This window comes from Mesorhizobium sp. CA15 (assembly GCF_020165215.1).
In the GTDB taxonomy this organism is placed as follows: domain Bacteria; phylum Pseudomonadota; class Alphaproteobacteria; order Rhizobiales; family Rhizobiaceae; genus Mesorhizobium.
This window is the reverse complement of the sequence record NZ_JAIUHQ010000003.1, coordinates 64,976-91,464: the sequence shown is the minus strand read 5'-3', so window position 1 is coordinate 91,464 and position 26,489 is coordinate 64,976. Positions and strand designations below refer to the sequence as shown.

The window sequence follows — 26,489 nt, the reverse complement described above, 5'->3', positions numbered from 1 at the left end:
TTCACGCCGTCTTCTGCGCCACCAGCCCAAGTTCCTCCACCATCGCCGCGCGCATCAGGAACTTCTGCGGCTTGCCGGTCACCGTCATCGGCAGCTCGGCGCGGAAGCGAATGTAGCGCGGCACCTTGTAATGCGCGATCTGGCCGGCGCAGAAGGCCTTGATCTCCTCGGCGGTGGCGATCTGATCGGGCTTCAGCACGATCCAGGCGCAGAGCTCCTCGCCATATTTGTCGTCCGGGATGCCGAAGACCTGCACTTCCTTGATCTTGGGATGGCGATAGAGGAATTCCTCGACCTCGCGCGGATAGACGTTCTCGCCGCCGCGGATGACCATGTCCTTCACCCGGCCGACGATGTTGCAATAGCCCTCGGCGTCGATCGTGGCGAGGTCGCCGGTGTGCATCCAGCCGTCGGCGTCGATCGCCTCGCGGGTCCTTTCGGCGTCGTCCCAATAGCCTTTCATCACCGAATAGCCGCGCGTGCAGAGCTCGCCCGGCTCGCCGACCGCGACGGTGGCACCGTCGGCGCCGATCGCCTTGACCTCGACATGCGGGTGGATGCGGCCGACGGTTGAGACACGCTTTTCCAGCGGATCGTCGACGCTGCTCTGAAAGGAGACGGGACTGGTCTCCGTCATGCCATAGGCGATGGTCACCTGGCTCATATGCATCAGCGACACCACCTTCTTCATCACCTCGATCGGGCATGGCGAGCCGGCCATGATGCCGGTGCGCAGGCTGGAGAGATCGAAGCTCGAAAAATCCGCATGGTCGAGCATGGCGACGAACATGGTCGGCACGCCGTATAGCCCAGTGCAGCGCTCCTGCGCCACCGCTTTCAGCGTCGCGCCGGCATCGAAGCCTTCGCCCGGGAAGACCATTGTCGCGCCTTTCGACACGCAGCCCATCGTACCCATCGACATGCCGAAGCAGTGATAGAGCGGCACCGGAATGCAGAGCCGGTCTTCGGTGGTGAGTTTTATTGCCGAGGTGACGAAATTGCCGTTGTTGACGATGTTGGAATGCGTCAGCGTCGCGCCTTTCGGCGCGCCGGTCGTGCCTGAGGTGAACTGGATGTTGATGGCCTCGCCGGGCTTCAGCCCTTCGGAGATGCGGTCGAGGCTGTCATGCTCGTCACGACCGGCCATTGCGAGCACGTCACCGAAATTGAACATACCGGGCGAGTTGTCGTCGCCCATGCGGATGACGATTTCCAGCGCCGGCAGTTTCTTAGCCTTGAGCTTGCCGGGCTCCACCTTGGCGATCTCCGGCGCCAATGTCTCGATCATGCCGAGATAGTCGGAGGTCTTGAACTGCGCGGCGGTGACCAATGCCTTGCAGCTGACTTTGTTCAATGCGTATTCGAGCTCGGTCAGCCGGTAGGCCGGGTTGATGTTGACCAGAATCAGGCCGATGCGCGCGGTGGCGAACTGCGTCACCAGCCATTCCCAGCGGTTCGGCGACCAGATGCCGACGCGATCGCCTTTTTCGAGGCCAAGCGCCAGGAAACCGGCGGCCAAAGCGTCGACCGCGTCCGACAGCTCGCTCCAGGTGAAACGCTTGTCCTGGCCGACGAAAACGGCGGCGTCGAGCGTCGCGTATCTGCTCACCGTATCGGAAAACAATTCCGGAATGGTCTTGTCGAGCAGCGGCACCGACCGGTCGCCCGACACATGCGCCTTGCCGCCGACCGGAGCAACGAAGCTGTTGCGCGTCTTGCGCAGATTGGTGGCGTTCATGAGCTCGTCGAGTTTGATCGCCATCGCCGTTCTCCTCCCGGGATAAGCCAGCCTATCAGCCGATGGGGACGGTGGAAATCCGTCAATGGTCCCCCTCTGCTTGAGGGCGCTCAGGCAGGAGGAAGGACGCTCATTTTCGCGGCGATGTCGCGCAGGATCGCTTCGTCGGCCGCATCGCGCTGCTTCTTCGAAGCAACGAGGCAAGCCTGCGACTTCAGGATCACGCCGTCGCCCAGCACCTTGAGGTGGTTGGCGCGCAGCGTCGAGCCGGTGGTGGTGATGTCGACGATGACGTCGGCCAACCCCGCGGCCGGCGCGCCTTCGGTGGCGCCGAGGCTTTCGACGATGCGGTAGACCTGGATGCCATGCTTAAGCGAAAAGAACAGCTGCGTCAGCCGCCAGTATTTGGTGGCGATCCTGAGCCTCCGGCCGTGGCGCTGGCGGAAATCGGCGGCGACGTCATCGAGGTCGGCCATGCTGTCGACATCGAGCCAGATGTCGGGCACCGCGACCACGACATCGGCATGGCCGAAGCCGAGGCGCGCGACGATCTCGGCGCGCGCCTCCCAGTCGGCGAGATTCTCGCGCAAAAGGTCCTCGCCGGTGATGCCGAGATCGACCGCGCCCTGGCCGATCTCGCCAGCGATTTCGGAAGCGGACAGGAAGGCCACCTCGACATTGTCGAGACCGTCGATGCGGGCGCGGTATTTGCGGTCATCCTCTGGCAAGGCGACAGCCAGGCCGGCCTTGGCCAGCACTTCGAGCGATTGCTCCTTGAGACGGCCCTTCGACGGGATCGCCAGTGTGATCATTTGGCGTTCTCCCGCAAGGCTTCGATACGGTCGAGCCAGACCGAGAAGCCGACGCCGGGAATCGGCTTTTTTGCTCCCAGCAGCGTCAGCAGCCGGTCGTAGCGGCCGCCGCCGGCCAGCGGGCGATCGCCATCCTGGACCGCGATCTCGAAGACGAGGCCGGTGTAGTAATCGAGCGGACGGCCGAAGGCGGCGTCATAGCGGATTTCTGCCGCCGACAGCCCATGCGCCTCGATCGCCTTGGCGCGGGCGGCGAAATTCTCCAGCGCCGGTCCCAGCGACAGGCCGGCATCGGCGGCGAATTTTTCCAGCGCCGCGGTCGCGTCGCTGAGCGCGACGTCGATCTCGAGAAAGCCTTTCAACGCCGAGAACGCCTCGTCGGACAGCCGCACGCTGCGCAGTTGCGCTTTCTCGATCAGCCGGCGCGCAATGTCGGCAGGCGCGCGGCCGGATGACGCCGACAGCCCGGCTTCCTCCATGCCGTCGGCAATGTGCGCGGCGAGGCCTTCCGCATCGCCGTCGAGCACCAGGAGCGCGACCGGACCGGAAAGCTGACTGTTGCGCGGCGGATTGGCGAGATCGGCAAGGGCGGCCTCCAGCATCGGCGCCGAGCCGAAGGCGCGCGCCAGGCGCATGCGCCAGCCGCGCGGCAGGCCGAGCGCGGCCAGCACCGCCTCAAACAAGGTCTGGTCGCCGAGCGTGACGGCGAGCTTCCGGCCGGGCAGCACCAGCGACAGCAGCGCATGCGCGTCGGCCAGCGAACGGGCATCGGCGGCGGCCGTGTCGCGGTCGCCGAGATCCTCGATGCCGGCCTGGAAGAACTCGTTGCCGCCGTCGCGGCGCTGGCGGAACACTTCGCCCAGATAGGAATAGCGGCGCGGCGTGCCAGCCTGGCTGGCGATATGATCGAGGCAGACCGGAATGGTGAATTCGGGCCGTAGGCACAGCGTCTTGCCGGTCTCGCTTTCGGTGAGGAAGATGCGGCGGCGCAGATCCTCGCCGGCCATGTCGAGGAACGGATCGGCAGGCTGCAGCACGGCGACTTCCACGGCGTGGGTGTCGCGGGCGGCGAATAGTTCGACGATGGCGGCGGCGATGGCGGGACGGGAGGTCATGCGGCGCCCCTTCCCCTTCTCCCCTTGTGGGAGAAGGTGGATCGGCGCGCAGCGCCGAGACGGATGAGGGGTGTTCCAGGGAACGCCGGCGTCTCATTCCTTCCAACACCCCTCATCCGACCGAGCTTCGCTCGGCCACCTTCTCCCACAAGGGGAGAAGGGGAGGTCGGCGCCCTATCGGCCACGTGCGCGCTCCTCAGCCTGCGCCGCCAGGATCTTCTTCACCTCGCCAACCAGCTCGCTCTCCGCCACCGTCACTTGCGCCGGCCTTGCGGCGCGCCATTCGGCATTGTCGGCGATCTCGGCCGACAGGCGCGCGCCTTCGATCAGGTCCTTGATCTGCACCTCGCCTTTGGCGCGCTCGTCGCCACCCTGGATGATAGCGACCGGGCTGCCGCGACGGTCGGCATATTTCAGCTGCGCCTTCATGCCGGCGCCGCCGAGATACATTTCGGAGCGGATGCCGGCGGCGCGCAGGTCGGCGACCATCTTCTGGTAGCGGCCGAGGCTTTCGGTGTCCTTGTCCATGACCAGCACCACGACCGGCGCGATGACATCGGAGGCGTCGAGCTTGCCGAGATTCTTCAGCGCCGTCATCAACCGCGAGACGCCGATGGAGAAGCCGGTCGCCGGCACCGGCTCGCCGCGGAAGCGCGAGACCAGCCCGTCATAGCGGCCGCCGCCGCCGACCGAGCCGAAGCGCACGATTTGGCCTTCGTCATTGGGGATCTCGGCCAGCAACTCGGCCTCGAAGACCGGGCCGGTGTAGTATTCGAGGCCGCGCACGACGGAGCGATCCATCACGATGCGGTCTTCGCCATAGCCAGCGGCCCTGACCAAAGCTTCGATAGTGGACAATTCAGCCAGACCGTCATTGAAGAATTGGCTCGCTCGAATAGCCGAATCTTGGTGGCCCTCGCTGGCTCGATCAGGCTTTGCGGTAGCGAAAAGAACGGCCTCAACTTGGACATCGTCAAGGCCGGCTCCCTTGGTGAAATCACCTTCGCCTTCCTTGCCGCCATCCCAACGACCCTTGCCCAGCAAGAGTTTCACCCCCTGTGGTCCAAACTTGTCTAGCTTGTCGATGGCTCGCAGCACTTGCAGTCGGCGCCCAATGTTCTCGTCGCCGCCAAGGCCAATCGCTTCCAGCACGCCGTCCAACACCTTGCGGTTGTTGACGCGAATGACGTAGTCGCCGCGCTTGATGCCGAGCGCTTCCATCACGTCAGCCATCATCATCGCCATCTCGGCATCGGCGGCGACACCCGGCGTACCGATGGTGTCGGCGTCGAACTGCATGAACTGGCGGAAGCGGCCGGGACCAGGCTTCTCGTTGCGGAACACCCAGCCGGAGCGGTAGCTGCGATAGGGTTTTGGCAACCTGTCGTAATTCTCGGCGACGAAACGCGCCGTCGGCGCGGTCAGGTCGTAACGCAGCGACAGCCACTGGTCGTCATCATCCTGGAAGGAGAACACGCCTTCGTTCGGCCGGTCCTGATCGGGCAGGAATTTGCCGAGAGCATCGGTATATTCGATCATCGGCTGGTCGGCCGGCTCGAAACCGTAGAGCTCGTAGACCGAGCGGATAGTCGCCATCATCTTCTCGACGGCACGAATATCCTCGGCGCTGCGGTCGGCGAATCCGCGCGGCAGCCGCGCTTTCGTCTTTTCCGATTTGTCGGCCATGGGATCGGTCTTTCTGGTCAATGGGCGCGCGTTTCCTAAACGATGCCGCTTGGAGCGGCAAGGGTTAGCGCCTCGCCTTCCCCTTGTGGGAGAAGGTGGATCGGCGCGTTAGCGCCGAGACGGATGAGGGGTGTTCCAGCGGAGTGAGGCCTCGGCATTCCCTAGAGCACCCCTCATCCGGCCGCTTCGCGCCACCTTCTCCCACAAGGGAAGAAGGAAAAACTGAAACAGACCACGCGAAAAACGAAACAATTCCGCCGTCGGCGCGGCATGCTGCCGACACAATCGGCGACCATTAAAGCGCGTCGAAACGAGGGGTCCGGGGCCATGACGACAGCTAACGACATTATCGAGAGCGGCACATCGGCCAGGCTGCGCCCTGCCGGCGGCTTTTTGCTCAAGCCGGCCCAGCAGCCGGCCGGGCCGTTCGAGGTCGCGGCCGAGGCGCGCAAGCCGACCGTGCGCGACGCGTTGGTGACCGGTCTGCTGGTGATCTATCCGGCCTTCGCGGCGGTGGCGGCGATCATTGCCGGGCTGTTCCTGGCCGGCGGCGGCAGCGTCTGACTTTCACTCAACGATCGGGGGATCAACATGCATCTGCAATTCGCGTACGCGCTTGCCGGCGCGCTTTTCTGTAGCATGCCCGTTGCCGCCAACGCCTGCCAGGCGGGTGATGCCCGTCTTGCCGGCCATTATTACCTGAACGGCGTCATGGAGGTCGGTTCAGAACTGCTGTTGAAGAAAGACGGCAGCTTCGAATTCGCGCTCGCCTATGGCGCCAACGACCAGTACGGCAAGGGCTGCTGGGTGCGGAAGGGCTCGACTGTCGAGGTCATCCCGGCAGGCCGCAGTTCCGCCTCCACGCATCATACGCCCGACGACAGCGGCTTCAGCGGACTGGTGCTGACGGTGTCCGGCTCCAGTCTGGTCTGGGACATCAACGGCAGCGGCCATAAGGGCAGGTTCGAGAAGTAGCGCGCCTCTTTTCCTTCTCCCCCTGTGGGAGAAGGTGGATCGGCGCGTTAGCGCCGAGACGGATGAGGGGTGCTCCAACGAAGTGAGACGCTGGCAATCTTGCCGTCTCTTCCGGCGGTGTGAGACGCTGGCATTCCCTGGAACACCCCTCATCCGGCCGCTTCGCGGCCACCTTCTCCCACAAGGGGAGAAGGCAAAAGCACCCCTACTTCGGCCGCTTCAGCTTCTTGCGCTCTTTCTCCACCTCTGCCCGGCAGTAGCAGCCTTCGAGATGGTCGTTGACCAGGCCCATCGCCTGCATGAAAGCATAGACCGTGGTCGGGCCGACAAAGCTCCAGCCGCGCTTCTTCAATTCCTTGGACATCCTGACCGACACCGCCGTCGTCGGGTTAGCGCGCAGATGCGCTAGGTCGACGATTTCGGGCCGCTCGCCCGGACCCGGCTCGAACTTCCAGAACCAGGCGGCAAGCGAGCCGAACTCGTCGACCATCTCGCGGGCGCGCTTGGCGTTGTTGATGGTCGAAACGATCTTGCCGCGGTGGCGGATGATGCCGGCATTGCCGAGCAGGCGCTCGACATCCACGTCGGTGAACGCCGCCACCTTGTCGAAGTCGAAACCGGCGAAGGCCTCGCGGAAATTCTCGCGCTTGCGCAGGATGGTCAGCCACGACAAGCCCGATTGGAAGCCTTCGAGGCAGATCTTTTCGAACAGCCGGCGATCGTCCGTCACTGGCCGGCCCCATTCGTGATCGTGGTAGTGGAGATAGTCCGGCAAATTGCCGTGCCAGAAGCAGCGCGCTCTGCCGTCCGGGCCATCGAGAATGCCGGTATTTTCAATCGCCATCGTCAGCAGATCCATTCGTTAATGCGCTTCAGCGCCGCTTTTACCGTGGCTTTACCAGATTCCTGAACCGGCCGGTAACCACACCAAAAGGTTTACTGACAAAGCGGCATTTTACGCATTCCGATTCATGTTTTGCTTGCCGCTCCGCGCCAAGGATCGCGAAACCGAGGGCGCCCTCGCCGCCCCGGATGAGTTCGATCAAGGTGCGTTCCCATGAAGACAGCGTTTTGTTCCCTGCTCGGCGCGGTGGCCATTCTTGCCGCCGGCGCCACGACTTCCCTTGCCAATGACCGCTATGCCGATGTGCCGCCGGTGATGGTAAGCCCCGACCTTTCGGCGCCTTGGGTGCTGCAGCTTGGCCACGCGCCGGGCATCGTGCGCCCGACGCGGCAGGCGGTACAGCAGCCGCTGCAGCGCCTGTTCCAGGCGCAGCCCGATCGGCAAAAGACGGCGGCCGTGCAGCAGCCGGCCAAGCGCATGGTGATGCGGCCGCAGATCAATCCGGTCTACCTGCCGCAGGAAGTCGCCTATGATGGGCCGGCGAAGCCCGGCACCATCGTCATCGATACGCACCAGAACTTCCTCTTCCTGATCGAGAAGAACGGCAAGGCGCGGCGCTACGGCGTCGGCACCGGCAAGCCCGGCTTCGAATGGTCGGGCACCCACAAGATCACCGACAAGAAGGTCTGGCCGGACTGGCGCCCGCCCGCGGAGATGATCAAGCGCGAGGCGGCCAAGGGCCGTTACCTGCCGACCTATCTTGCCGGCGGCATAGAGAACCCGCTCGGCGCGCGCGCGCTCTATCTCGGCACCACCGAATACCGCATCCACGGCACCAACCAGCCCTGGACGATCGGCGGCGCGGTGTCTTCCGGCTGCATCCGCATGCGCAACGAAGATGTCGTCGACCTCTACGAGCGCGTCAATGTCGGAACCACGGTCGAAGTGATATAGTCACAGCGAATCAGTTGGTTAGACGACGCAGCACTTTTTGTCCGATGCTGTTGCAGCCAAGTCATAGTGCTATCATGCGGGATGTGCTTTAACCGGTAAAGGGGTTTACGGGGGACGGGCCGTGTGGGGATACGGCCAGTCATGAAAGGGCAGCGCGAGCAACCGCGCTGCCCTTTTCATTTTTGAGCCTTTCTTTTGATGCATGAGGCGGCAAGTCGCCCCGAAAGCAGGGCATTTCGTTTCCGGGGCTGATTTCCCGGCGCTCCTCTGCTATTGCAGTGCACAAATCTTGATAGTCACGCAATTCCGGACGGCAGTGCGCCTTTCCTTGAATTGCCTCAGAAGGCAGAGGTGCCAGCCATGACCCGGACCGACGACAGCCGCTACCTGAAAGGCGGCCCGGTCGCCCAGCGCATCATCGCTTCGGTGCGCGACGACGCAGCGATCGCCACGGCCGAAGGTTTCCCGCCGAAGCTGGTCTCGATCACCGTCGGCGATACCGCAGCGGTCGATGTCTATGTGCGCAACCAGCGCGCCAAGGCAGCCCTTGCCGGCATAGGCTTCGAGGAGCGGCGCTTTTCCGCCGACATCACCGCCGGCGAGCTGGAAGCGGCGATCCACGGCCTCAATGCCGATCCGCGCGTCACCGGCATCATCATCCAGCGGCCGGTGCCGGCGCATATCCCGATCAAGACGCTGCAGGCGGCGGTGCATCCGCTGAAGGACGTCGAAGGCATGCATCCGGCCTCGATCGGCAACATCGTCTACAACCAGCTCGACCTGGCGCCCTGCACGGCGGCGGCCTCGGTCGAACTGCTCAAGGAGACCGGCCTCGAGCTCAAGGGGCTCGAAGTTGTCGTCGTCGGCCATTCGGAGATCGTCGGCAAGCCGATCGCCTTCCTGCTGATGAGCGAGGGCGCGACGGTGACGGTGTGCCACCACATGACGCGATCGCTGGCCGCCCATGCGCGGCGCGCCGATGCGCTGTTCGTCGCGGTCGGCAAGCCGCGGCTGATCAAGGCCGACATGGTGAAACCGGGCGCTGCCGTCATCGACATCGGCATCAATTCCGAGGTCGGGCCCGACGGCGAAACCCGTGTTGTCGGCGACGTCGACACCGACAGCGTCAAGGAAGTGGCTTCCTGGATCACGCCGGTGCCCGGCGGCGTCGGCCCGCTCACGGTCGCGATCCTGTTGCGCAACACCATGGTGGCGCTCAACCGCCAGCGCGCGCTTTACCGGGCGACCTATGGCGTGCCGGACCAGCTCGCGGCGGAATAGCGCGACGATACAAATTCGATTCAATGGTGGACGGACAAACTACTCCGCGTTCCAGCGCGCGAGGAGGGTTCTGATGCCTTGAGAGGCTTGCAAATAACTTCTAAAGACCTCTCGGCGGATCGTGAACTGCGCTGTCAGATTCAGATCCATGAGATCAAGGTATGCCTGACAATACTTTGGCAAACACCACAAAAAAAGGCTATCAGTTTTGCTCCTGAAATAATACTGGCCGTCTTCTTCTGTCGTGTATTTCGTCCGCATCTTCATCAAACCACCCTGATTGATCAGATTTAGGCCGTCGTTCCGGTATAATCTGAGGAGCTTTTCGATTCTTTGTTCGGCGCTGCTTTCTTTCAATGGATATCCAGGGCCATAATACTGTATTCCGGTGACGACAATGACGGACTCGTATGGTCCGGGATGGGGCCTGTCCGTTTCGCTCGGATGAAACTCTGGCTTCCCCCAAAGATCGCGTTCCGGCGCCTTTAGGTCCGGTATCCAGAATTGGATGCTCACTGATTTGCGATTCGGATTGCAATTGAGATGGGTGGAGAATGGGCGGGGGTAGAAATAGGCCCACGGTATTCTGAATTTCAGCGGCCCGAGGTTAATCGCCACAAGATGTGCAGGGTCGATTAGGCGCGTTCGCTCCGCTTCCTTCGTCAGATGCCCGGGTTCGGCGCTGAGATCCGGTTCCGTGCAAGGCAGCCTGTAGACATCCTCCGCCGTTTCAGCAGCGTGGGCACTTGGCACCAGCGAAGAAAGAAGCAGGAGTCCAGTAGCGGCTGCCTTGCTCGCTGTACGATGGCCCATTGTAATCACTGCTCAAGCCCCAGAAGCGAACTACTCGATAAATATGGCACCAATCAAGTCACGGACAGCCGCTACTTGAACAAGGCACTATCAGCGTAAATTATTACTTTATAAATACGGCCTGCCCGACCAATCGAGATGCGCTCTATCGCTCGGAGCGACATCCGAAAGGGTATTTCTCGGAATTCCCTATTCGCCGGCGATCAGGTTCTTCTCGACAACGCCTTCCGGCTTCGGGCCGCCATAAGCCCAGTCGAGCAGCTTGATCGTATGCACCACCGGCAGCTTCGCCGCGGACGCGATCTGCGTGATGCAGCCGATGTTGCCAGTGGCGACGACTGAAGCGCCCGTCGCTTCGATGTTTTTGACCTTGCGGTCGCGCAATTTGGCCGAAATGTCGGGCTGCAGGATGTTGTAGGTGCCGGCCGAGCCGCAGCACAGATGCCCCTCGCGCGGCTCGCGCACGACGAAGCCGGCCTTGGCCAGAAGCTCCTTCGGCTGACGCGTGATCTTCTGGCTGTGCTGCATGGAACAGGCCGAATGGTAAGCGACGACCGTGCCCGGCCTGCGCGCTGGCTCGGGAAGGTCGAGCGCGGCGAGATATTCGGTGATGTCTTTGGCCAATGCCGAGACGCGCGCCGCCTTTTCGGCATAGGTGGGATCGAGGCGGAGCATGAAGCCATAATCCTTGATGGTCGTGCCGCAGCCGGATGCGGTGATGATAATGGCGTCGAGCCCGCCCTGCTCGATGGCGCGCGTCCAGGCGTCGACATTCTGTCTGGCCGAGGTCAGGGCCTGATGCTCGCGGCCCATATGATGGACGAGCGCGCCGCAGCAGCCCTCGCCCTCCGGCACCACGACCTCGACGCCGACCCTGGTCAGCAAAGAGATGGTCGCCTCGTTGATCGCCGGATCGAGCACGGACTGCGCGCAGCCGGTGAGGATCGCGACGCGGCCGCGCCTTGTGCCTTTCCCGGCATACGTGGCCGGCTTCGCCGTCGGCGATGCCGGCGGGATCGCCGATGGCGCGAGCTTCAGCATGGCCGCCACCGGCCTCAGCGCCGGTAGTTTCTCCAACAGGCCGATGAACGGCCGGCCAAGCCCGGCGAGCTTCAGCGCGACGCGGAAGCGGTTCGGGTAAGGCAGCACGAAGGCCAGTATGGCGCGCGTCAGCCGGTCGAGCAGCGGGCGCTTGTAGGTTTCCTGGATATGAGCGCGGGCATGGTCGACCAGATGCATGTAGTTCACGCCTGACGGGCAGGTCGTCATGCAGGCGAGGCAGGACAGGCAGCGGTCGATATGGGTGACGATCTCCTTGTCGGCCGCCCGGCCGTTCTCCAACATATCCTTGATGAGGTAGATGCGGCCGCGCGGCGAATCGAGCTCGTTGCCCAACGTCACATAGGTCGGACAGGTGGCGGTGCAGAAGCCGCAATGCACGCATTTGCGCAGGATCTTTTCCGATTCCGCGACATGCGGGTCGGCAAGCTGTATGGAAGAAAAAGAGGTTTGCATTTAGTTCTTATTTGCGCGCGTATTTATTGACGAACTTGATCACGTCCACTCCCGATTGCGTCACCACCTCCGCACCGGCATCAATCAGTTGAGCCCTCTTTGATATGCCTCGCGGCCCCGCGAACACCAAAATCGGCACCTCTATGTTTCTATTTCTTACGATCCTAATAAGGTCGAGGCCAGCGCCAGGATTGTCAATCCCGTCCTCTTTTCTACCAAGGTCCGTTATTATCGCAAAAAAACTTTCGTTCTCCAGCCTCTTAACCGCGTCATCAGTGCTCAAGGAAAGAACCACATCCACACCTCCTTTCCTAAATTCATCAATCAAAAAAGCGTTATTTGAAGGAAAATCATCAACCCACAGCAATGTCTTTGATATTTCTTGGCTTGCATAAAACTCTATGTTTTCATTTCTTTCAAATATAGTCCTGTTGTCTAAATCACCATTACCTTCTATCTCTAAGATTCTCTTCTGTATATCTGATATACTTTTCCTTATGTCGTCGACAACTTGCTGCGAATTCAATTCAAACCCAGCAATTTTAACACTTACAGAATCTCTTTTAAGCAATCCATCTATTGTCGGCAAAAATTTATATAGAGCAAATAAGGCAATAACTGGCCAAGCCAAACTGGTAATAGCTGTCCAGAACTCATGCTGCGACAATAAATTTAACATCCTGAATTCCTCCCCAAGGACATTCACTGTAAGCCTGGAGTTGTAATTTTCAAGTTCTTCCTGGATTTAGGATGTTCTTCGGGTCGAACTCGGCCTTGAGCCGCGCCGAGAGCGCCGCCAGATGCGGCGGCTGCGGTTCGAACACCGGCAGCGCGGCGCGATGCGAGGGCGAGGCGCGCACCAGCGTCGCGTGGCCGCCGCCATGTTTGCGGATCAAGCCGCGCAGCAAATCAGCCTCCGGATCGTCCTCGCGCATCGACAGCCACACCAGACCGCCCTGCCAGTCATAGAAGGCATCGACCGCCGCCTGCATGCGCAGCGCCATCACCATGTGGTGCGCCTCAGACGGCGCCATCGAGACACGCCAAACCGGTCGCGTGCCGCCATCGGCGAAAGGCACGCAGTCGCGAATGTCGCGCCAGATGGTTTTCGAGGCCTCGCCGGCGATCTCTTCCAGCGGCCCGGCCTTGCCGAGCAGCTGCTTCAGCGCTTCGATCCGATAGACGACCGAAGGGCCAAAACCTTCGACGCGCAACAGCGTCGCGGCGTCGCTGCCGTGCTTGCCGCCGGCGACCTTCGCGGCGATCCGCTCCGGCAGATGTGCGGCGCTCGACACTTCGGCGCTGGAGCCAAGTGCCAGCGCCATGGCGGCCACGGCGGCATCGTCGAGCAGGCCACGAATGGCCAAGGTCACCTCGGTTTCCGCGGCCGGCAGGACCTTGAAGGTGACGTCGGTCAGCACGGCGAGCGTGCCCCAGCTGTTGGCCATCAGCTTGGAGAGGTCGTAGCCGGTGACGTTCTTGACCACGCGCCCGCCGGACTTGAAGGCTTCGCCACGGCCGGACACGGCGGCGACGCCAAGGATGTGGTCGCGCGCCGCACCTGCCTTGAGGCGGCGCGGGCCGGACAGGTTCGAAGCCAACACGCCGCCGATCGTGCCCTTGCCTGGTTCACCGCCGAGCAGAGGGCCATAGTCCATCGGCTCGAAGGCGAATTGCTGGCCGTTTTCGGCAAGCAATTTTTCGATCTCGGCGAGTGGCGTGCCGGCACGGGCTGAGAGCACGAGTTCGGCCGGTTCGTAGAGGGTTACGCCGATGAGGTGCGACAAGTCGAGCGTATGCTCGGTCTGCAATGGGCGACCGATGCCGCGCTTCGAGCCATGGCCGAGGATTTCGAGCGGCGTTTCCTCGGCGGCTGCCCATTGGATGGTGGAGAGGGTTTCGGTGAGTGTGGAGGGGGTGAAGGTGGTCATGGTGCGTGGACCTGGTTCCTCGCCTCCGCAACGCGGGAGAGAGGTGGCTCCGGCGCAGCCCGAGATAGGCCGAGTTCCTTCGCGCCCCCCTCTGTCCTGCCGGACATCTCCCCCTCTAGGGGGGAGATTGGCAGCTTCTGGGGCCGCGCCTCACTTGCGACGTCGAAGGTTGGCGAAGGCCGCGATGACAGCTGATCTCCCCCCTTGAGGGGGAGATGTCCGGCAGGACAGAGAGGGGGGCGAAGGAACGCCGTCATGCGAAATTAGCCCCCATCAAAACCTCGGAATATCCGGAAACGCGACCTGCCCCCGATGCACATGCATCCTCCCAAGCTCCGCGCAGCGCCGCAGCTGCGGAAACACTTTTCCCGGGTTGAGCAGGTGGTTGGGGTCGAAGGCGCATTTCACCCGCATCTGCTGGTCGAGGTCGACCTGGTTGAACATTTCCGGCATCAGGTCGCGCTTCTCGACGCCGACGCCGTGCTCGCCGGTCAGGACGCCGCCGACCTCGACGCAGAGGCGCAGGATGTCGGCGCCGAAGCTTTCGGCCTTGTCCAGCTCGCCCGGCACATTGGCGTCGTAGAGGATCAACGGGTGCAGATTGCCATCGCCGGCGTGGAAGACATTGGCGACGCCGAGGCCGTATTTCTCGGAGAGATCACGCATGCCGGCGAGCACGCGCGGCAGTTCCTTGCGCGGGATGGTGCCGTCCATGCAGTAATAATCCGGCGAGATACGGCCGACCGCCGGAAAGGCCGCCTTTCGGCCGGCCCAGAAGCTCAACCGCTCCTGCTCGGACTGCGAGATGCGGCAGGTGGTCGAGCCGTTCCTGTAGGCGATCGCCTCGACGAGGCCGATCAGGTGGTCGACCTCGACACTCGGCCCGTCGAGCTCGACGATGAGCAGCGCCTCGACATCGAGCGGATAGCCGGCCTGGACAAAATCCTCGGCCGCGTGGATCGCCGGACGGTCCATCATCTCCATGCCGCCGGGGATGATGCCGGCACCGATGATGTCGGCGACGCACTGGCCGCCCTGTTCGCTGGTCGGGAAGCCGATCAAGAGTGCGCGCGCCGTCTCCGGCTTCTTCAGGATGCGCACCGTCACCTCGGTGACGACGCCGAGCAGGCCCTCGGAACCGGTCATGACGCCGAGCAGATCATAGCCTTCCTGATCAAGATGGCTGCCGCCGAGGCGCACCACCTCGCCGTTCATCAGCACCATCTCGATGCCCAGCATATTGTTGGCGGTGAGCCCGTATTTCAGGCAGTGCACACCGCCGGAATTCTCGGCGACATTGCCGCCGATCGAGCAGGCGATCTGGGAGGATGGATCGGGGGCGTAATAAAAGCCCTCCTGCTCGACGGCGGTGGTGATGCCGAGATTGGTGACGCCCGGTTGGGCCACGACAACGCGGTTAGGATAGTCGATTTGAAGAATGCGGTTGAAGCGGCTCATCACCAGCAGCACCGCATCCTCAAGCGGCAGCGCGCCGCCGGACAGCGAGGTGCCGGAGCCACGCGGCACTACGCGGATGTTGTGCTCGTTGCAGTATTTCAGCACGCGCGAGACCTGGGCGACCGTTTGCGGCAACACCACGACCAGCGGCAGCTGCCGGTAGGCGGTCAGGCCGTCGCTCTCGAAGGCGCGCATTTCATTGGCCGCGTCGACGACGCCCTCGCCCGGCACGATGATGCGCATGTCGGCGACGATCTCGGCGCGCCGGCGCATCGTTTCGGCATCTGGCTTGGGCATGGCTAAGCCGGACATCGGGCAGCCTCATCCGCTCTTGACTGGTCAAAATCTTTTACCAGCCCGACAGTTTTGTTGCAAATGCTGCTTTGCTTGCATTCGGCGGCGAGCGTGACGCCAAGCTTCCGCAGCGGCAATCTGCCGCTGCGGACAGACCCGCGCGTGAAGATGGTTGTCCGCTACTCGCCCGGATGCTTCGCCGGCTCGGAATGCATTTTCCGCACGCGGCGCACGCCCCACCAGACGAGCAGGATGGCGACCGGCACGGAGGCCGCGGTGACCACTTCGGGCGCGAAAGCGTGACCGAAGACCGAGGCGCCCTTGGCCACATAGCCGATGAGGCCGACGACATAATAGGACACGGCGGCGACCGACAGGCCTTCGACGGTCTGCTGCAGACGTAGTTGCAGCCGGGCGCGGTTGTTCATCGAGGCCAGCAGGTCACGGTTCTGCTTCTCCACATCGACATCCACCCAGGTGCGCAGCAGCGTCGTGGCGCGGGTGAGTTTTCGCGACAGGTTGGCCTGGCGCTCCTCGACCGAGCGGCAGGTGCGCATGGCGGGCGCCATGCGTCGCAAGAGAAAGCCCGCCCAGGTGTCGTAGCCTTGCACCGGCTCTTCATCCAGCGCTTCCAGCCTCGCGGTGACGATGCCGTCATAGGCGCGGCTGGCGCCGAAGCGATAGAGGCTGGACGCGGCGTCGGCCTCGAGCTCGGCGGCGAGCTCGGTGAGGTCGGCGAGCAAGGTCTGGCTGTCGCGGGTCTCGACCGCCTTCATTTCCAGTGTGGTCTGCGCCAGGCGGTCCTCGATGCGACGGGCGCGGCCTGACAGCGTCAATGCCATCGGCAGGCCAAGCATGGCCAACGTCCGATAGGTCTCGATGTCGATCAGCCGCTGCGACAGGGCGCCGGTGCTGGCCGGCGTCAGGCCGCGATCGAGCACCAGCATGCGGGTCAGTCCGTCGCCGTCCTGGCGGAAATCGGTGACGATGGCGGCAGCGCCCCGCTCGACCAGCGAATAGCACAGGCTGGTCGGGTCGAAGCCGGCGATCAGCCTTTCGCTCGCCTGCGTCCATTTGCGGATTTCCAGACGGATGCCGGAAATCACGGTGCCGGGCGGCGAGAAGCCATTGCCGAAGGGCGAATCCTCTTGCCCCCGGCCGTTCTCGGCCAGCGGCCCTTCCCAGAGATAGGTCGAGAATTCCGTATGGCGCTCCCAGCGCAGCGTGCCCTTGCCCCATTTCATCGCATGGTGGCGGGCATTGCGCTCGGGCGCGGCGATGCCCAGCCGCCGCGACAGTTCCGACAGCACGGCATGATCGACCGCGGTGCCGCCCTCGGTCATGAAGGAGAGCTGGACGAGCACGCGCGGTTTCTCGATCAGCGGGTGCGGGCGGGCATGGACCTCGCCCAGCGCGCCGGGCCGTCCCTCATGCGCCGGAAAGCCCATCACGCTGCCTTGGGCGCGCGGTTGGAATTCGAGACTGGACATCTCGTCGGACACGGTTGGTCCCCCTGGTTTCGACCTTCGTGCAAACCCTGCCGTCTTGCGGCAATCGGCGGGACGCGTAAACAGCAAATATCTCCGTCCAGGCCGGTTAGCACGCGGCCGGCAATGCGACGGGCTGGGCGAATTGGATAAATAATTTGACCAGTTGGCGACAGAGGCTTTAATCTGCACCACATCCGTTCCGCGTCCCAGGCACCCTTCCGTTGAGCGACATCTTCTCCAGGATCGAGCATTCGCGCACCGCCGACGAGGTGGTGCAGCAGATCGAGAGCCTGATCCTCGAAGGCGTGCTGCGCACCGGCGACCGGTTGCCCGGCGAGCGCGAGCTGGCGCGCCAGTTCGACGTGTCGCGGCCGATCCTGCGCGACGCGCTGAAGGCGCTGGAAGGCCGCGGGCTGCTGACGACCAAGGCCGGCGGCGGCACGCATGTCGCCGACGTCATCGGCCAGCTCTTCACCAAGCCGGTGACCGATCTCATTTCCACGCACCGCAAGGCGGTGACCGACTATCTGGAATACCGGCGCGAGATCGAGGCTGTGGCGGCCGAATACGCGGCGCGCCGCGCCACGCCGGAGGACCTCGCCCTGCTCGACCGCATCATGGCACGCATGGACGAGGCGCACCGGACCGGCGATTTCGACGATGAGGCGGAAATCGACGTCGAGTTCCACCACGCCGTCTGCGAATGCGCGCACAACATCATCCTTTTGCACACGCTGCGTTCCTGCTACCGGCTGCTGTCGGAAGGCGTGTTCCAGAACAGGCTTCTGGTGTTCGGCGTGCCCGGCGCGCGCGAGGCGCTGCTCGAGCAGCACAGGGCGATCCACGCCGCGATCAAAGCGGCAGACCCAATCGCGGCGCGCAAGGCTGCGATGGACCACATCACCTATGTCGAGCGCTCGATGGCTGAAGCCGAGCGCAGTGGCGACTGGCAGCGCGTATCCAGGCTGCGCCTCAGACAGCGCTCGGACGCCGGTGACATCGAACCCACACGAAAACGCTCCTAAGCAGCGGGGACAACCATGAGCGAAATCCTCACCATCGCCGACCTCAAGGACCTGGCACGCCGCAAGGTGCCGAAGATGTTCTTCGACTATGCCGATTCCGGCGCCTGGACGGAGAGCACCTACCGGGCCAACGAAGAGGATTTCGGCAAGATAAAGTTCCGCCAGCGCGTGCTGGTCGACATGAGCAACCGTTCGCTGGAATCGACCATGGTCGGCGAGAAGGTAGCGATGCCGGTGGCGCTCGCGCCGACCGGGCTGACCGGCATGCAGCATGCCGACGGCGAGATGCTGGCGGCGCAGGCGGCAGAAGCGTTCGGGGTGCCGTTCACCCTGTCCACAATGAGCATCTGCTCGATCGAAGATGTCGCCTCGGTGACCAAAAAGCCGTTCTGGTTCCAGCTCTATGTGCTGCGCGACAAGGACTTCGTGCTTAATCTGATCGACAGGGCCAAGGCGGCGAAATGCTCGGCGCTGGTGCTGACGCTCGATCTGCAGGTCCTGGGTCAGCGCCACAAGGATGTGCGCAACGGTCTCTCGGCGCCACCCAAGATGACGCTCGCCAACATCGTCGACCTTGCGCTGAAGCCGCGCTGGTGCCTGGGGATCGCGGGTACCAAGCGCCGCACCTTCCGCAACATCGTCGGCCACGCCAAGGGTGTCGGCGACGTCTCTTCGCTGTCGTCCTGGACGAACGAGCAGTTCGATCCGCATCTGTCGTGGAAGGACGTCGCCTGGATCAAGGACCGTTGGGGCGGCAAGCTCATCCTGAAAGGCATCCTCGACAAGGAGGACGCGCTGATGGCGGCTGAGACTGGCGCCGATGCGATCGTGGTCTCCAATCACGGCGGACGGCAGCTCGACGGCGCACCGTCCTCGATCTCGGTGCTGGAAGAAATCGCCGATGCGGTCGGCGACAGGATCGAAGTCCATATGGATGGCGGCATCCGCTCCGGCCAGGACGTGCTCAAGGCGCTCTGCCTCGGCGCCAAGGGCACCTATATCGGCCGACCCTTCCTCTACGGCCTCGGTGCGATGGGCAAGGATGGCGTCACCAAGGCGCTCGAAATCATCCGCAAGGAAATGGACATCACGCTGGCGCTGTGCGGTAAGCGTTTGGTAACCGACATGGGCAAGGACCAGCTGCGGCGCTAGGCCTTATTCACCGATCCGCCCTAGTTTCCCGTGGTGAACCACACGGGAAAGACGTACGCCTTGACTGAGACCGGCATCCACTATCTCGACGCGCGCGGTCCGGACGGCATGCGTCTCTATGCGATCGGCGACGTGCACGGACGCCACGACCTGCTCGCCGCCATGCATCGCCACATCGAGAGCGAACTGGAATATGCGCCCGGGTCGGACTGGCGCATCATTCATCTCGGCGACTATGTCGACCGCGGACCGGATTCCAGAAGCGTCATCGATTTTCTGATCGAGACGCGCAAGCGCGATCCGCGCAACATCATGCTCGCCGGCAACCACGACATCGGCATGCTCGAATTCCTGGCCGAGGCAGAGCCGGACGGCCTGTTCGTGAATTACGGCGGCGTGCAGACGGCGCAGTCCTATGGCGTCGATCTTCTTGGCGACGGCCACTGGTACGGCAAGGCGCAAGCCATCGCCCGGGGACATATGGCCCTGGTGAAAGCGGTGCCGCACAGCCATATCGATTTCCTGCAATCGCTGACGCTTTCGGCGACCTTCGGCGACTTCTTCTTCTGCCACGCCGGGATAAGACCGGGTGTGCCGCTCGACCGTCAGAACCAGCAGGATCTGATCTGGATCCGTGACGCCTTCCATGACCATCCAGGGCTTTTTTCCAAGGTGATCGTGCACGGGCACACGCCCGTCCCGGAAGCCGAGGTGAAGGCCAACCGCGTCAATGTCGACACGCTCGCCTGGAAATCCGGAACGCTAAGCGCGCTGGCCGTCAATGGCGGCGACAAACGCATCCTCGCCATGCAGGGGAAAGCGTTTTAGGCGCGATCCCGGCGCAGGCCTGCTTGCGATTTTTGACTGGGCCTAGTTCAGCGAGGCGGTGACGCCATAGCCGTCGACGGCGCGGTGGTTGGTCGCTGCGTCGGCGGCATAAATGCCCAGGCCGCAGAGCACGATGGCAGACAGCATGACAAAAGACAGGAGAGCTGCTTTCACGGACGTCATCTCTGGTTAAGCTTTCTGCATCTGGGCACGAGGCGGTTACCAATGCGTTGAAACGATAAAATGCGTGTCAATGTTTCGACGATTTCGCGCTTCTAAGCAGATTCTGTTTCGCCGGTGTGTCGGCTGGATCACACAAAAGGTTCATGGCGGTTGCATCGACGATACAAAGCGCGCCCTCTTAGAAGAGCGGCCGGACACAAACCAAGAAAGAAGAATGTTGTCCCCAGACGGAAGCGCTGAGGCGTGCCAATTATGCCACGCTTCGCCCGACCGGGGTGGATGTTCAGATCGTCGCAACCCAGGCGCGGGCTATCGCCAGACCGGCGCTATCGGCGTCGGCGCCATTGCGGGCCAGTTCGTCGTCGAGACGATCGTTCCAGTCGGGATGACGCTCGGCGATCATAGCGGCGAAGGAGGTGCTCCAGTCGCGCACCATCGGCGTATCCGCCTCGAAGTGGAACTGGAAGCCATAGACGGCGCGGCCGAGGCGGAAGGCCTGGTTTTCGGCGATCGCGCTGCCGGCGAGCCGCACGGCGTTTTCCGGCAGGCCGAACGTGTCGTCATGCCATTCGAAGATCGGGAATTTCTCGGGCAGCGCCGCCATGACCGGATCCGATTTGGCGGCCGGCGTCAGCGACACCTTATGCCAGCCGAACTCGGTGGCCCCGCCGATCTGGTTGGTGCCGCCGAAAGCCCGCGCCAGAAGCTGACCGCCGAGGCAGATGCCGAGAACCGAGCGATCCTTGTCGGCGAAATCGCGTGCCAGGTCGAGCAATGCGGGGAAATAGGGACAGATCTCGTCGTCGAGCGCGTTCTGGGCGCCGCCAAGCACCACGATGGCATCGTGCCCGGTGCTGTCGCCGGGCAGCTTATCGCCGCGATAGGGCTTGCGCAGGTCGATATCGGCGCCGGCTTCCACAAGGGCAGCGCCAATCTGGCCAAGGCCCTCATTGTCGAAATTCTGGACGACCAAAACCCGCATCGAAAACCTGCTGACATGAAAACGCTGGGGCGAGCGATATCATGCGGCCCGTGTTTCAGCCAAGATGCGTGCCGGAGAGAAAGCTATGCCACTGCAGAACCGGGTCGACCCTTTCGGCGCCATTCACGCCGTGCCGGAACGCGGCCTGTTCACCGGCAATCGCGGCGTCATCCATGACCCCGAGACGAAGACGCTGCTGAGGAAGCGCTGGGCCTTGCCGGCCTGGATCATCTGCGTCTGCGAATTCGGCTACGTGCGGCGCGAGCCGATGGGCCGCAACCGGCCCGGAGGAAAAGCCGGCTGGACCGAATTGTTCTTCCTCGACGAGGTGACGGCTTTGGCCGCCGGCCACCGGCCCTGCTTCTTCTGCCGGCGTGAACGGGCGACCGACTTCGTCAGCCGTTTCGGTAAGGCGTTCGGGATTGAAGAACCGCGCGCGCCGATGGTCGACAAACGGCTGCACAAGGAGCGGCTGGCTTCCGGCGGACGGCCGCCTCTCGTGACCGCGCCGGAGCTCGGAGGCTTGCCGGATGGAACGGTGGTAGCGCAGGGCGACGCTGCTTATGCGCTGCGCGGTGGCAAGGCACGCAAATGGTCGTTCGCGGGTTATTCGAGTCCTATCGCCTTCGATCGCCTCACCGGAGGGTCGCTGCGCCTGCTGACGCCGGCGACCACCATTGCGGTATTGCGGCAAGGCTTTGCGCCGGTCTGGCATCCGACCGCCGATATTTGATGCCGCAGCCGGCCTCGCTCGTTCCTAAGCAGATATCGTGGGACGTCCCACGAATATCTGCTTAGATTCCCTTGTTTTTCGCAGGTTCTGATCGCAAAACCGCGAGACACTTTTGCGGAACCTGCTTGGGCCATGCGCGCCAACTACAAAATGCAGCGGCTGTTCGTGCTTGACGATCTCGGACCCGGCCTCGAATTCGACGCCGGACAGCAGCAGAGCCATTATCTCGCCCATGTGCTGCGGCTCGGCGAAGGCGCCGAGGTGCTGCTTTTCAACGGCCGCGACGGCGAATGGTCGGCGTCGGTCGCTGCGAAGTCCAAGAAGGCGGTCCGGCTGAAGGTGCTGGAACTGCAGCGGTCGCAGCCGCCGCTGCCGGACCTCGTCTATTGCTTCGCGCCGCTGAAGCAGGGCCGGCTCGATTACCTTGTGCAGAAAGCGGTCGAGATGGGCGCAGGCATACTGCAGCCTGTCATCACCCAGCACACGCAGGTGGCGAAGCCCGGCATCGAACGGCTGCGCGCCAATGTCGTCGAGGCGGCCGAGCAATGCGGCATCCTGGCAGTGCCTGAGGTGCGCGAAGCGGAGAAGCTGGAACGGCTGCTCGCCAGTTGGGACCAGGAGCGGCGGCTGATCTTCTGCGACGAGGATGCCTCGACCAACAATCCGCTGCCGGCCCTGCAGGCAGTAAACGAGAAGAAACTTGCGCTTCTGGTCGGACCTGAGGGCGGATTTTCCGAGGACGAGCGCAAGATGCTGAGGGCCTTGCCTTTCGTCACCGTCATCCCGCTCGGGCCGCGCATCCTACGCGCCGACACCGCGGCGGTGGCCGCATTGGCTGTGATCCAGGCAACGATCGGCGACTGGTAGGACGTTGCCTTCTTCCCTTTTGCGAGAAGGTGTCGCCGAAGGCGACTGATGAGGGGTGTTCCAGAAGACACCCGCCTCTCACTCCGCTGGAACACCCCTCATCCGTCTCGGCGCTACGCGCCGATCCACCTTCTCCCACAAGGGGGAGAAGGGAAGGTAAGCCATGCAGATCAAATCCAGTTGAGCCGTGGCTCAGGATTTTTCGCTTGATCGGCTACTGACATTTCGTCCATCTAGCGCCCGGCGGCCAGTTGATGGCTGCGGAGGGCTTTCTAATGGCGCGCGACACAATCGATACCCAGCTCATCGAAGGCGTCGACGAACTTGTCGGCTATCTGGCCGACGGCAACAAGCCGCGCGACAAATGGCGCATCGGCACCGAGCATGAGAAGTTCCCCTTCTATGTCGACGGCAACGCGCCGGTGCCTTATGGCGGCGAGCGCGGCATCCGCGCCATCCTCGAGGGAATGCGCGAAAAACTCGGCTGGGATCCGATCATGGATGCCGGCCGTATCATCGGCCTGGTCGAGCCGACCGGCCAGGGCGCGATCTCGCTGGAGCCCGGCGGCCAGTTCGAGCTTTCCGGTGCGCCGTTGGAATCGATCCACCAGACCTGCCGCGAGGGCAATGCGCATCTGGCGCAGGTGCGCGAAATCGCCGAGCCGCTCGGCATCCGCTTCCTCGGCCTCGGCGGCAGCCCGAAATGGTCGCTGGCCGATACGCCGAAAATGCCGAAGTCGCGCTACGAGATCATGACGCGCTACATGCCGAAGGTCGGCGCCAAGGGCCTCGACATGATGTACCGCACCTGCACGATCCAGGTGAATCTCGACTTCGAGAGCGAAGCCGACATGCGCCGCAAGATGCAGGTGTCGCTGAAGCTGCAGCCGCTGTCGACGGCGCTGTTTGCCAACTCGCCCTTCACCGAGAGCAGGCCGAACGGCCTGCAGAGCTGGCGCGGCGACATCTGGCGCGACACCGACAACCAGCGCTCCGGCATGCTCCAATTCTGCTTCTCGCCGGATTTCGGCTTCGCCGACTATGTCGAATGGGCGCTCGACGTGCCGATGTATTTCGTTATTCGCGACGGCCACTATCACGACATGACGCGCTATACGTTCCGACAGTTCATGGCGGGCGCCGCCCGCAATGAACTCCCTGACGGCCTGCCGACGATGGGCGACTGGGCAAATCATCTCTCGACCCTGTTCCCCGACGTGCGCCTGAAGCGTTTCCTCGAAATGCGCGGCGCCGACGGTGGACCGTGGCGGCGCATCTGCGCCCTGCCCGCTTTCTGGGTCGGGCTGCTTTACGACGAGCAGGCGCTTGACGCCGCCGAAGCGCTGACTTCGAGCTGGACCTATGAAGAAGCGCTGGCGATGCGCAACGCCGTGCCGGAGCAAGGCATTGCCGCGCCGTTCCGCAACGCCACCTTGCGCGACGTCGCCCGCGACGTGCTCGCCATCTCGCGCATGGGCCTGAAGAACCGGGCCAAGAAGAACCGCGACGGCTATGACGAGACGTCGTTCCTCAACACGCTCGACGAAGTGGTCGCGCGCGGCACCACCAGCGCCGAGGAGATGCTGTCGGCCTACCACACGCGCTGGGGCGGCTCGATCGAGCCGGTGTTCATGGAATATGCGTATTAACCGTCCGGCATGCGCCGAGCGGTTGGGCGCCAAAAGCCGCTTCAATCGGTGATGGAAACGAACTAGGCTCTCCGATGAGGATATTCTCGGAGGAGAACCCAAATGCCTTCCCTGTTCGACATTTTCGCCCAGGCCCAGAACGGCGCCGGCATGCAGGCGCTGGCACAGCAATATGGGCTTTCGATGCAGCAGGCGCAGGCCGCGGTGCAGGCGCTGCTGCCGGCATTCTCGCAAGGGCTGCAGCGCAACACCGCCGATCCCTACGGGATGGGTGCGTTCATGACCGCGATGGCGAGCGGTCAGCACGCCAAGTATTTCGAGGACGCCACGAGGGCCTTTTCGCCGCAAGGCATCGATGAGGGCAACGGCATACTCGGCCATCTGTTCGGCTCGAAGGATTTGTCGCGCGCCGTGGCAGCCCAAGCCGCGCAGGCGACGGGTTTGAGCCAGCAGGTGCTGCAGCAGATGCTGCCGGCCATGGCCTCGATGATGATGGGCGGGCTGTTCAAGCAGACCAACAATCAATTGAGTGGGGGGCAGATGCAGGCCGCCGGCTTCGGCGGCAGCGGCAATCCGCTCGGCGAGATCATCGAGCAGATGTTGCGCCAAGGCGGCCTCGCGCCGGCGCCGCAGCCGGCGCCCTATGGCGAGAACCCGCTCGGCAAGGTGCTGCAGGACATGTTCGGCGGCGGCACGCAGCTGCCGCAAAGTCAGCCCCAGCAGGCCCCCAGTCCGTACGGCGAAAACCCGCTCGGGAAGGTGCTGCAGGATATGTTCGGCGGCGGCGCGACGCAGCAGCCGCAGCAGACTCAACCACAGCAGACGCAAAGCCCCTATGGCGACAACCCGCTCGGCAAGATCTTCGAGGAGATGCTGCGCCAGGGCGGCGGCGGTTTCGGCATGCCTGGGGCACAACCGGCGCCGCAGCCGCAGCAGAGCGCGCCGCAACAGCCGCAAACCAATCCGAGCGGCCGGCCGCGAAACCCGTTCGACGATATCTTCGGCAAGATGTTCGAGACCGGTGCCCAGCAGCGCGACGAATATGAGAAGAGCGTCGGGACGATCTTCGACCAGTTCAAGCGCGACATGGACCGGCGGTGAGTTATCGAACGCCTCCCGGAACGACTTTCGTGAGCAGGAGACTCGAACAAATGCGCCGCAATCCCCGCGGCGACTGGTCGATGCGAGATGTTAAGGCAGTTTGCGACGAGGCCGGCATTCAATGCGTGCCACCGAGATCGGGCGGTTCGCATTACAAAATCTACCACACGGCAATGACTGACATTTTGACGGTGCCTTTAAACGCCCGATCAAGCCCGTATATATTCGAAAACTCGTGTCCTTTATCGACGAGGCAAAAAAGCATGACGGACAAGCTTGAATATCCTGTCGTCATCGCACCACTCTCGATTGAGGACGGTGGCGGGTTCTCCGCTTATGTGCCGGATCTTCCCGGCTGCATGAGCGATGGCGAAACCCCCGAAGAGGCCATCGCGAATGTTCAGGATGCCATCGCGGCTTGGATAGGAGCTGCGCATGAACTTGGCCGGTCAGTGCCAAGACCGTCGAGAAAATTGGCTTTCGCCTGATCCCCTCAGACGCCTTCCAGAAAGAGGCGCGGTCAAAAAAAATGCCCGGTCCTGGAGGAGAACCGGGCAATGTGCAGGCTGGCCGGCGGGGAACCGGCAGGGAGTGTGGGAGCCTGCATGAAACTTGGTCGCGCCGAGCCGTGAAAAGGTTCAACGCGACCGGAAATCCGGGCAATGCGGCCGTTCAGGCCACCCGACGAGCAAGATCCTCGATCGTGTCGGCGCGCTCGCTGGCAATGGCGCGCAGCTTCACCGTCGGATCGCGCCCGAAGGGCACGGCGACGGCGAGATGAAGGTCGGAGCGCGTCAGCCCGATATCGGCAAGCTCGGCGTCCGACATCTCGCCCAGGCGATAGAAGGCACGGCGGTTTTTCCAGGCGACATAGGCGTTGGCGAGAGCATTGAGCACGCGCGTCGCAACGGCCGGACGCGTGGTGATGCGCGGGGTCTCGGAAGCGAATTCAATCGTGGTCATGTCAGTCTCTCCTTCCAGGAGTCGAGCGGACGAAACCAGGCGATCGGCGCCTTGGGAGAAGCGCCGTTCCGGTTTCCATTCACATGCTGTCATGTGGACA

General features: G+C 63.1%; 26 protein-coding genes. 12 read left to right on the top strand and 14 right to left on the bottom strand.

Features of this window, described 5'->3' with window-relative positions; all coding sequences use genetic code 11:
- Position 1: 1 nt before the first annotated feature.
- From LB515_RS07020 to hisS, 4 genes are all read right to left on the bottom strand, one after another.
- On the bottom strand, positions 2 to 1,762 hold the full coding sequence (locus LB515_RS07020) for an AMP-binding protein (RefSeq protein WP_224707227.1): 1,761 nt from the start codon (positions 1,760 to 1,762) through the stop codon (positions 2 to 4).
- Positions 1,763 to 1,848: 86 nt separating this feature from the next.
- Positions 1,849 to 2,550 (bottom strand): ATP phosphoribosyltransferase, encoded by a 702-nt coding sequence (gene hisG, locus LB515_RS07015; protein ID WP_224707225.1) that lies wholly within the window; start codon positions 2,548 to 2,550, stop codon positions 1,849 to 1,851.
- Entirely contained in the window at positions 2,547 to 3,665 is a 1,119-nt protein-coding gene (locus tag LB515_RS07010) for an ATP phosphoribosyltransferase regulatory subunit (RefSeq protein WP_224707223.1), read from the bottom strand. The genes hisG and LB515_RS07010 overlap by 4 nt, the downstream gene beginning before the upstream one ends.
- 174 nt (positions 3,666 to 3,839) lie before the next feature.
- Complete coding sequence (gene hisS, locus LB515_RS07005; RefSeq protein ID WP_224707503.1) at positions 3,840 to 5,351, bottom strand: histidine--tRNA ligase; 1,512 nt, start codon at positions 5,349 to 5,351, stop codon at positions 3,840 to 3,842.
- A gap of 327 nt (positions 5,352 to 5,678) precedes the next feature.
- Here hisS and LB515_RS07000 point away from each other — a divergent pair, with 327 nt between their 5' ends.
- Complete coding sequence (locus LB515_RS07000) at positions 5,679 to 5,915, top strand: hypothetical protein (RefSeq protein WP_224707222.1); 237 nt, start codon at positions 5,679 to 5,681, stop codon at positions 5,913 to 5,915.
- 27 nt (positions 5,916 to 5,942) lie between these two features.
- Positions 5,943 to 6,326: a hypothetical protein gene (locus LB515_RS06995; protein WP_140839422.1), complete on the top strand. Its 384-nt coding sequence runs from the start codon at positions 5,943 to 5,945 to the stop codon at positions 6,324 to 6,326.
- 205 nt (positions 6,327 to 6,531) lie between these two features.
- On the opposite strand, the gene LB515_RS06990 is transcribed toward LB515_RS06995, so the two are convergent.
- The gene (locus LB515_RS06990; protein WP_224707221.1) at positions 6,532 to 7,170 is read right to left on the bottom strand and encodes a DNA-3-methyladenine glycosylase I; all 639 of its coding nucleotides are present in this window, start codon (positions 7,168 to 7,170) and stop codon (positions 6,532 to 6,534) included.
- A 213-nt stretch (positions 7,171 to 7,383) separates the two neighbouring features.
- On the opposite strand from LB515_RS06990, the gene LB515_RS06985 reads away from it, so the two are divergent.
- Together LB515_RS06985 and LB515_RS06980 are read left to right on the top strand one after the other, a co-directional pair.
- Positions 7,384 to 8,124, top strand: coding sequence for a L,D-transpeptidase (locus LB515_RS06985; RefSeq protein WP_224707220.1), 741 nt, complete (start codon positions 7,384 to 7,386; stop codon positions 8,122 to 8,124).
- A 360-nt stretch (positions 8,125 to 8,484) separates the two neighbouring features.
- Positions 8,485 to 9,405, top strand: coding sequence for a bifunctional 5,10-methylenetetrahydrofolate dehydrogenase/5,10-methenyltetrahydrofolate cyclohydrolase (locus LB515_RS06980; RefSeq protein WP_224707219.1), 921 nt, complete (start codon positions 8,485 to 8,487; stop codon positions 9,403 to 9,405).
- A 39-nt stretch (positions 9,406 to 9,444) separates the two neighbouring features.
- Here LB515_RS06980 and LB515_RS06975 read toward each other — a convergent pair whose 3' ends face one another.
- The 6 genes from LB515_RS06975 to LB515_RS06950 all read right to left on the bottom strand — a co-directional run bounded on the left by LB515_RS06975 (position 9,445) and on the right by LB515_RS06950 (position 16,918).
- On the bottom strand, positions 9,445 to 10,218 hold the full coding sequence (locus tag LB515_RS06975) for a hypothetical protein (RefSeq protein ID WP_224707217.1): 774 nt from the start codon (positions 10,216 to 10,218) through the stop codon (positions 9,445 to 9,447).
- Positions 10,219 to 10,407: 189 nt separating this feature from the next.
- Positions 10,408 to 11,733 (bottom strand): glycolate oxidase subunit GlcF, encoded by a 1,326-nt coding sequence (gene glcF, locus LB515_RS06970; protein WP_224707216.1) that lies wholly within the window; start codon positions 11,731 to 11,733, stop codon positions 10,408 to 10,410.
- A 7-nt stretch (positions 11,734 to 11,740) separates the two neighbouring features.
- Entirely contained in the window at positions 11,741 to 12,412 is a 672-nt protein-coding gene (locus LB515_RS06965; RefSeq protein ID WP_224707214.1) for a response regulator, read from the bottom strand.
- 49 nt (positions 12,413 to 12,461) lie between these two features.
- Complete coding sequence (locus LB515_RS06960; RefSeq protein WP_224707213.1) at positions 12,462 to 13,664, bottom strand: FAD-binding protein; 1,203 nt, start codon at positions 13,662 to 13,664, stop codon at positions 12,462 to 12,464.
- A gap of 273 nt (positions 13,665 to 13,937) precedes the next feature.
- Positions 13,938 to 15,434, bottom strand: a complete 1,497-nt coding sequence (locus LB515_RS06955) for an FAD-linked oxidase C-terminal domain-containing protein (RefSeq protein WP_224707212.1) — start codon at positions 15,432 to 15,434, stop codon at positions 13,938 to 13,940.
- A 161-nt stretch (positions 15,435 to 15,595) separates the two neighbouring features.
- Positions 15,596 to 16,918 carry a DUF3422 family protein gene (locus LB515_RS06950; RefSeq protein WP_224544227.1) on the bottom strand — a complete coding sequence of 441 codons (1,323 nt, stop codon included), beginning with the start codon at positions 16,916 to 16,918 and terminating at the stop codon, positions 15,596 to 15,598.
- Between the two features lie 209 nt (positions 16,919 to 17,127).
- Between LB515_RS06950 and LB515_RS06945 the strand changes: the two genes are divergently transcribed.
- From LB515_RS06945 to LB515_RS06935, 3 genes are read left to right on the top strand one after another with little or no spacing between them, the layout of a single operon-like run.
- The gene (locus tag LB515_RS06945; RefSeq protein WP_095769968.1) at positions 17,128 to 17,931 is read left to right on the top strand and encodes an FCD domain-containing protein; all 804 of its coding nucleotides are present in this window, start codon (positions 17,128 to 17,130) and stop codon (positions 17,929 to 17,931) included.
- Positions 17,932 to 17,946: 15 nt separating this feature from the next.
- On the top strand, positions 17,947 to 19,083 hold the full coding sequence (locus LB515_RS06940) for an alpha-hydroxy acid oxidase (RefSeq protein ID WP_095769967.1): 1,137 nt from the start codon (positions 17,947 to 17,949) through the stop codon (positions 19,081 to 19,083).
- A 60-nt stretch (positions 19,084 to 19,143) separates the two neighbouring features.
- Complete coding sequence (locus LB515_RS06935) at positions 19,144 to 19,911, top strand: metallophosphoesterase (RefSeq protein WP_224707211.1); 768 nt, start codon at positions 19,144 to 19,146, stop codon at positions 19,909 to 19,911.
- Between the two features lie 42 nt (positions 19,912 to 19,953).
- Here the strand turns inward: LB515_RS06935 and LB515_RS28115 are convergent, their stop codons facing one another.
- Together LB515_RS28115 and LB515_RS06930 are read right to left on the bottom strand one after the other, a co-directional pair.
- Positions 19,954 to 20,085: a hypothetical protein gene (locus LB515_RS28115; protein ID WP_263481599.1), complete on the bottom strand. Its 132-nt coding sequence runs from the start codon at positions 20,083 to 20,085 to the stop codon at positions 19,954 to 19,956.
- A gap of 292 nt (positions 20,086 to 20,377) precedes the next feature.
- Positions 20,378 to 21,076: a type 1 glutamine amidotransferase gene (locus LB515_RS06930; protein ID WP_224707210.1), complete on the bottom strand. Its 699-nt coding sequence runs from the start codon at positions 21,074 to 21,076 to the stop codon at positions 20,378 to 20,380.
- Positions 21,077 to 21,161: 85 nt separating this feature from the next.
- On the opposite strand from LB515_RS06930, the gene LB515_RS06925 reads away from it, so the two are divergent.
- The 5 genes from LB515_RS06925 to LB515_RS28275 all read left to right on the top strand — a co-directional run bounded on the left by LB515_RS06925 (position 21,162) and on the right by LB515_RS28275 (position 25,914).
- Positions 21,162 to 21,809, top strand: coding sequence for a hypothetical protein (locus tag LB515_RS06925; protein ID WP_224707209.1), 648 nt, complete (start codon positions 21,162 to 21,164; stop codon positions 21,807 to 21,809).
- 132 nt (positions 21,810 to 21,941) lie between these two features.
- Positions 21,942 to 22,676 (top strand): 16S rRNA (uracil(1498)-N(3))-methyltransferase, encoded by a 735-nt coding sequence (locus tag LB515_RS06920; RefSeq protein WP_224707208.1) that lies wholly within the window; start codon positions 21,942 to 21,944, stop codon positions 22,674 to 22,676.
- A 275-nt stretch (positions 22,677 to 22,951) separates the two neighbouring features.
- Complete coding sequence (locus LB515_RS06915; RefSeq protein ID WP_224707206.1) at positions 22,952 to 24,325, top strand: glutamate--cysteine ligase; 1,374 nt, start codon at positions 22,952 to 22,954, stop codon at positions 24,323 to 24,325.
- Positions 24,326 to 24,427: 102 nt separating this feature from the next.
- Positions 24,428 to 25,426: a DUF937 domain-containing protein gene (locus tag LB515_RS06910; RefSeq protein WP_140839446.1), complete on the top strand. Its 999-nt coding sequence runs from the start codon at positions 24,428 to 24,430 to the stop codon at positions 25,424 to 25,426.
- A gap of 50 nt (positions 25,427 to 25,476) precedes the next feature.
- A complete protein-coding gene (locus tag LB515_RS28275; protein WP_318012611.1) occupies positions 25,477 to 25,914 on the top strand; it encodes a type II toxin-antitoxin system HicB family antitoxin in 438 nt (145 codons plus the stop codon).
- A 184-nt stretch (positions 25,915 to 26,098) separates the two neighbouring features.
- On the opposite strand, the gene LB515_RS06900 is transcribed toward LB515_RS28275, so the two are convergent.
- Complete coding sequence (locus tag LB515_RS06900; protein WP_140839450.1) at positions 26,099 to 26,389, bottom strand: DUF1127 domain-containing protein; 291 nt, start codon at positions 26,387 to 26,389, stop codon at positions 26,099 to 26,101.
- Positions 26,390 to 26,489 lie beyond the last annotated feature (100 nt).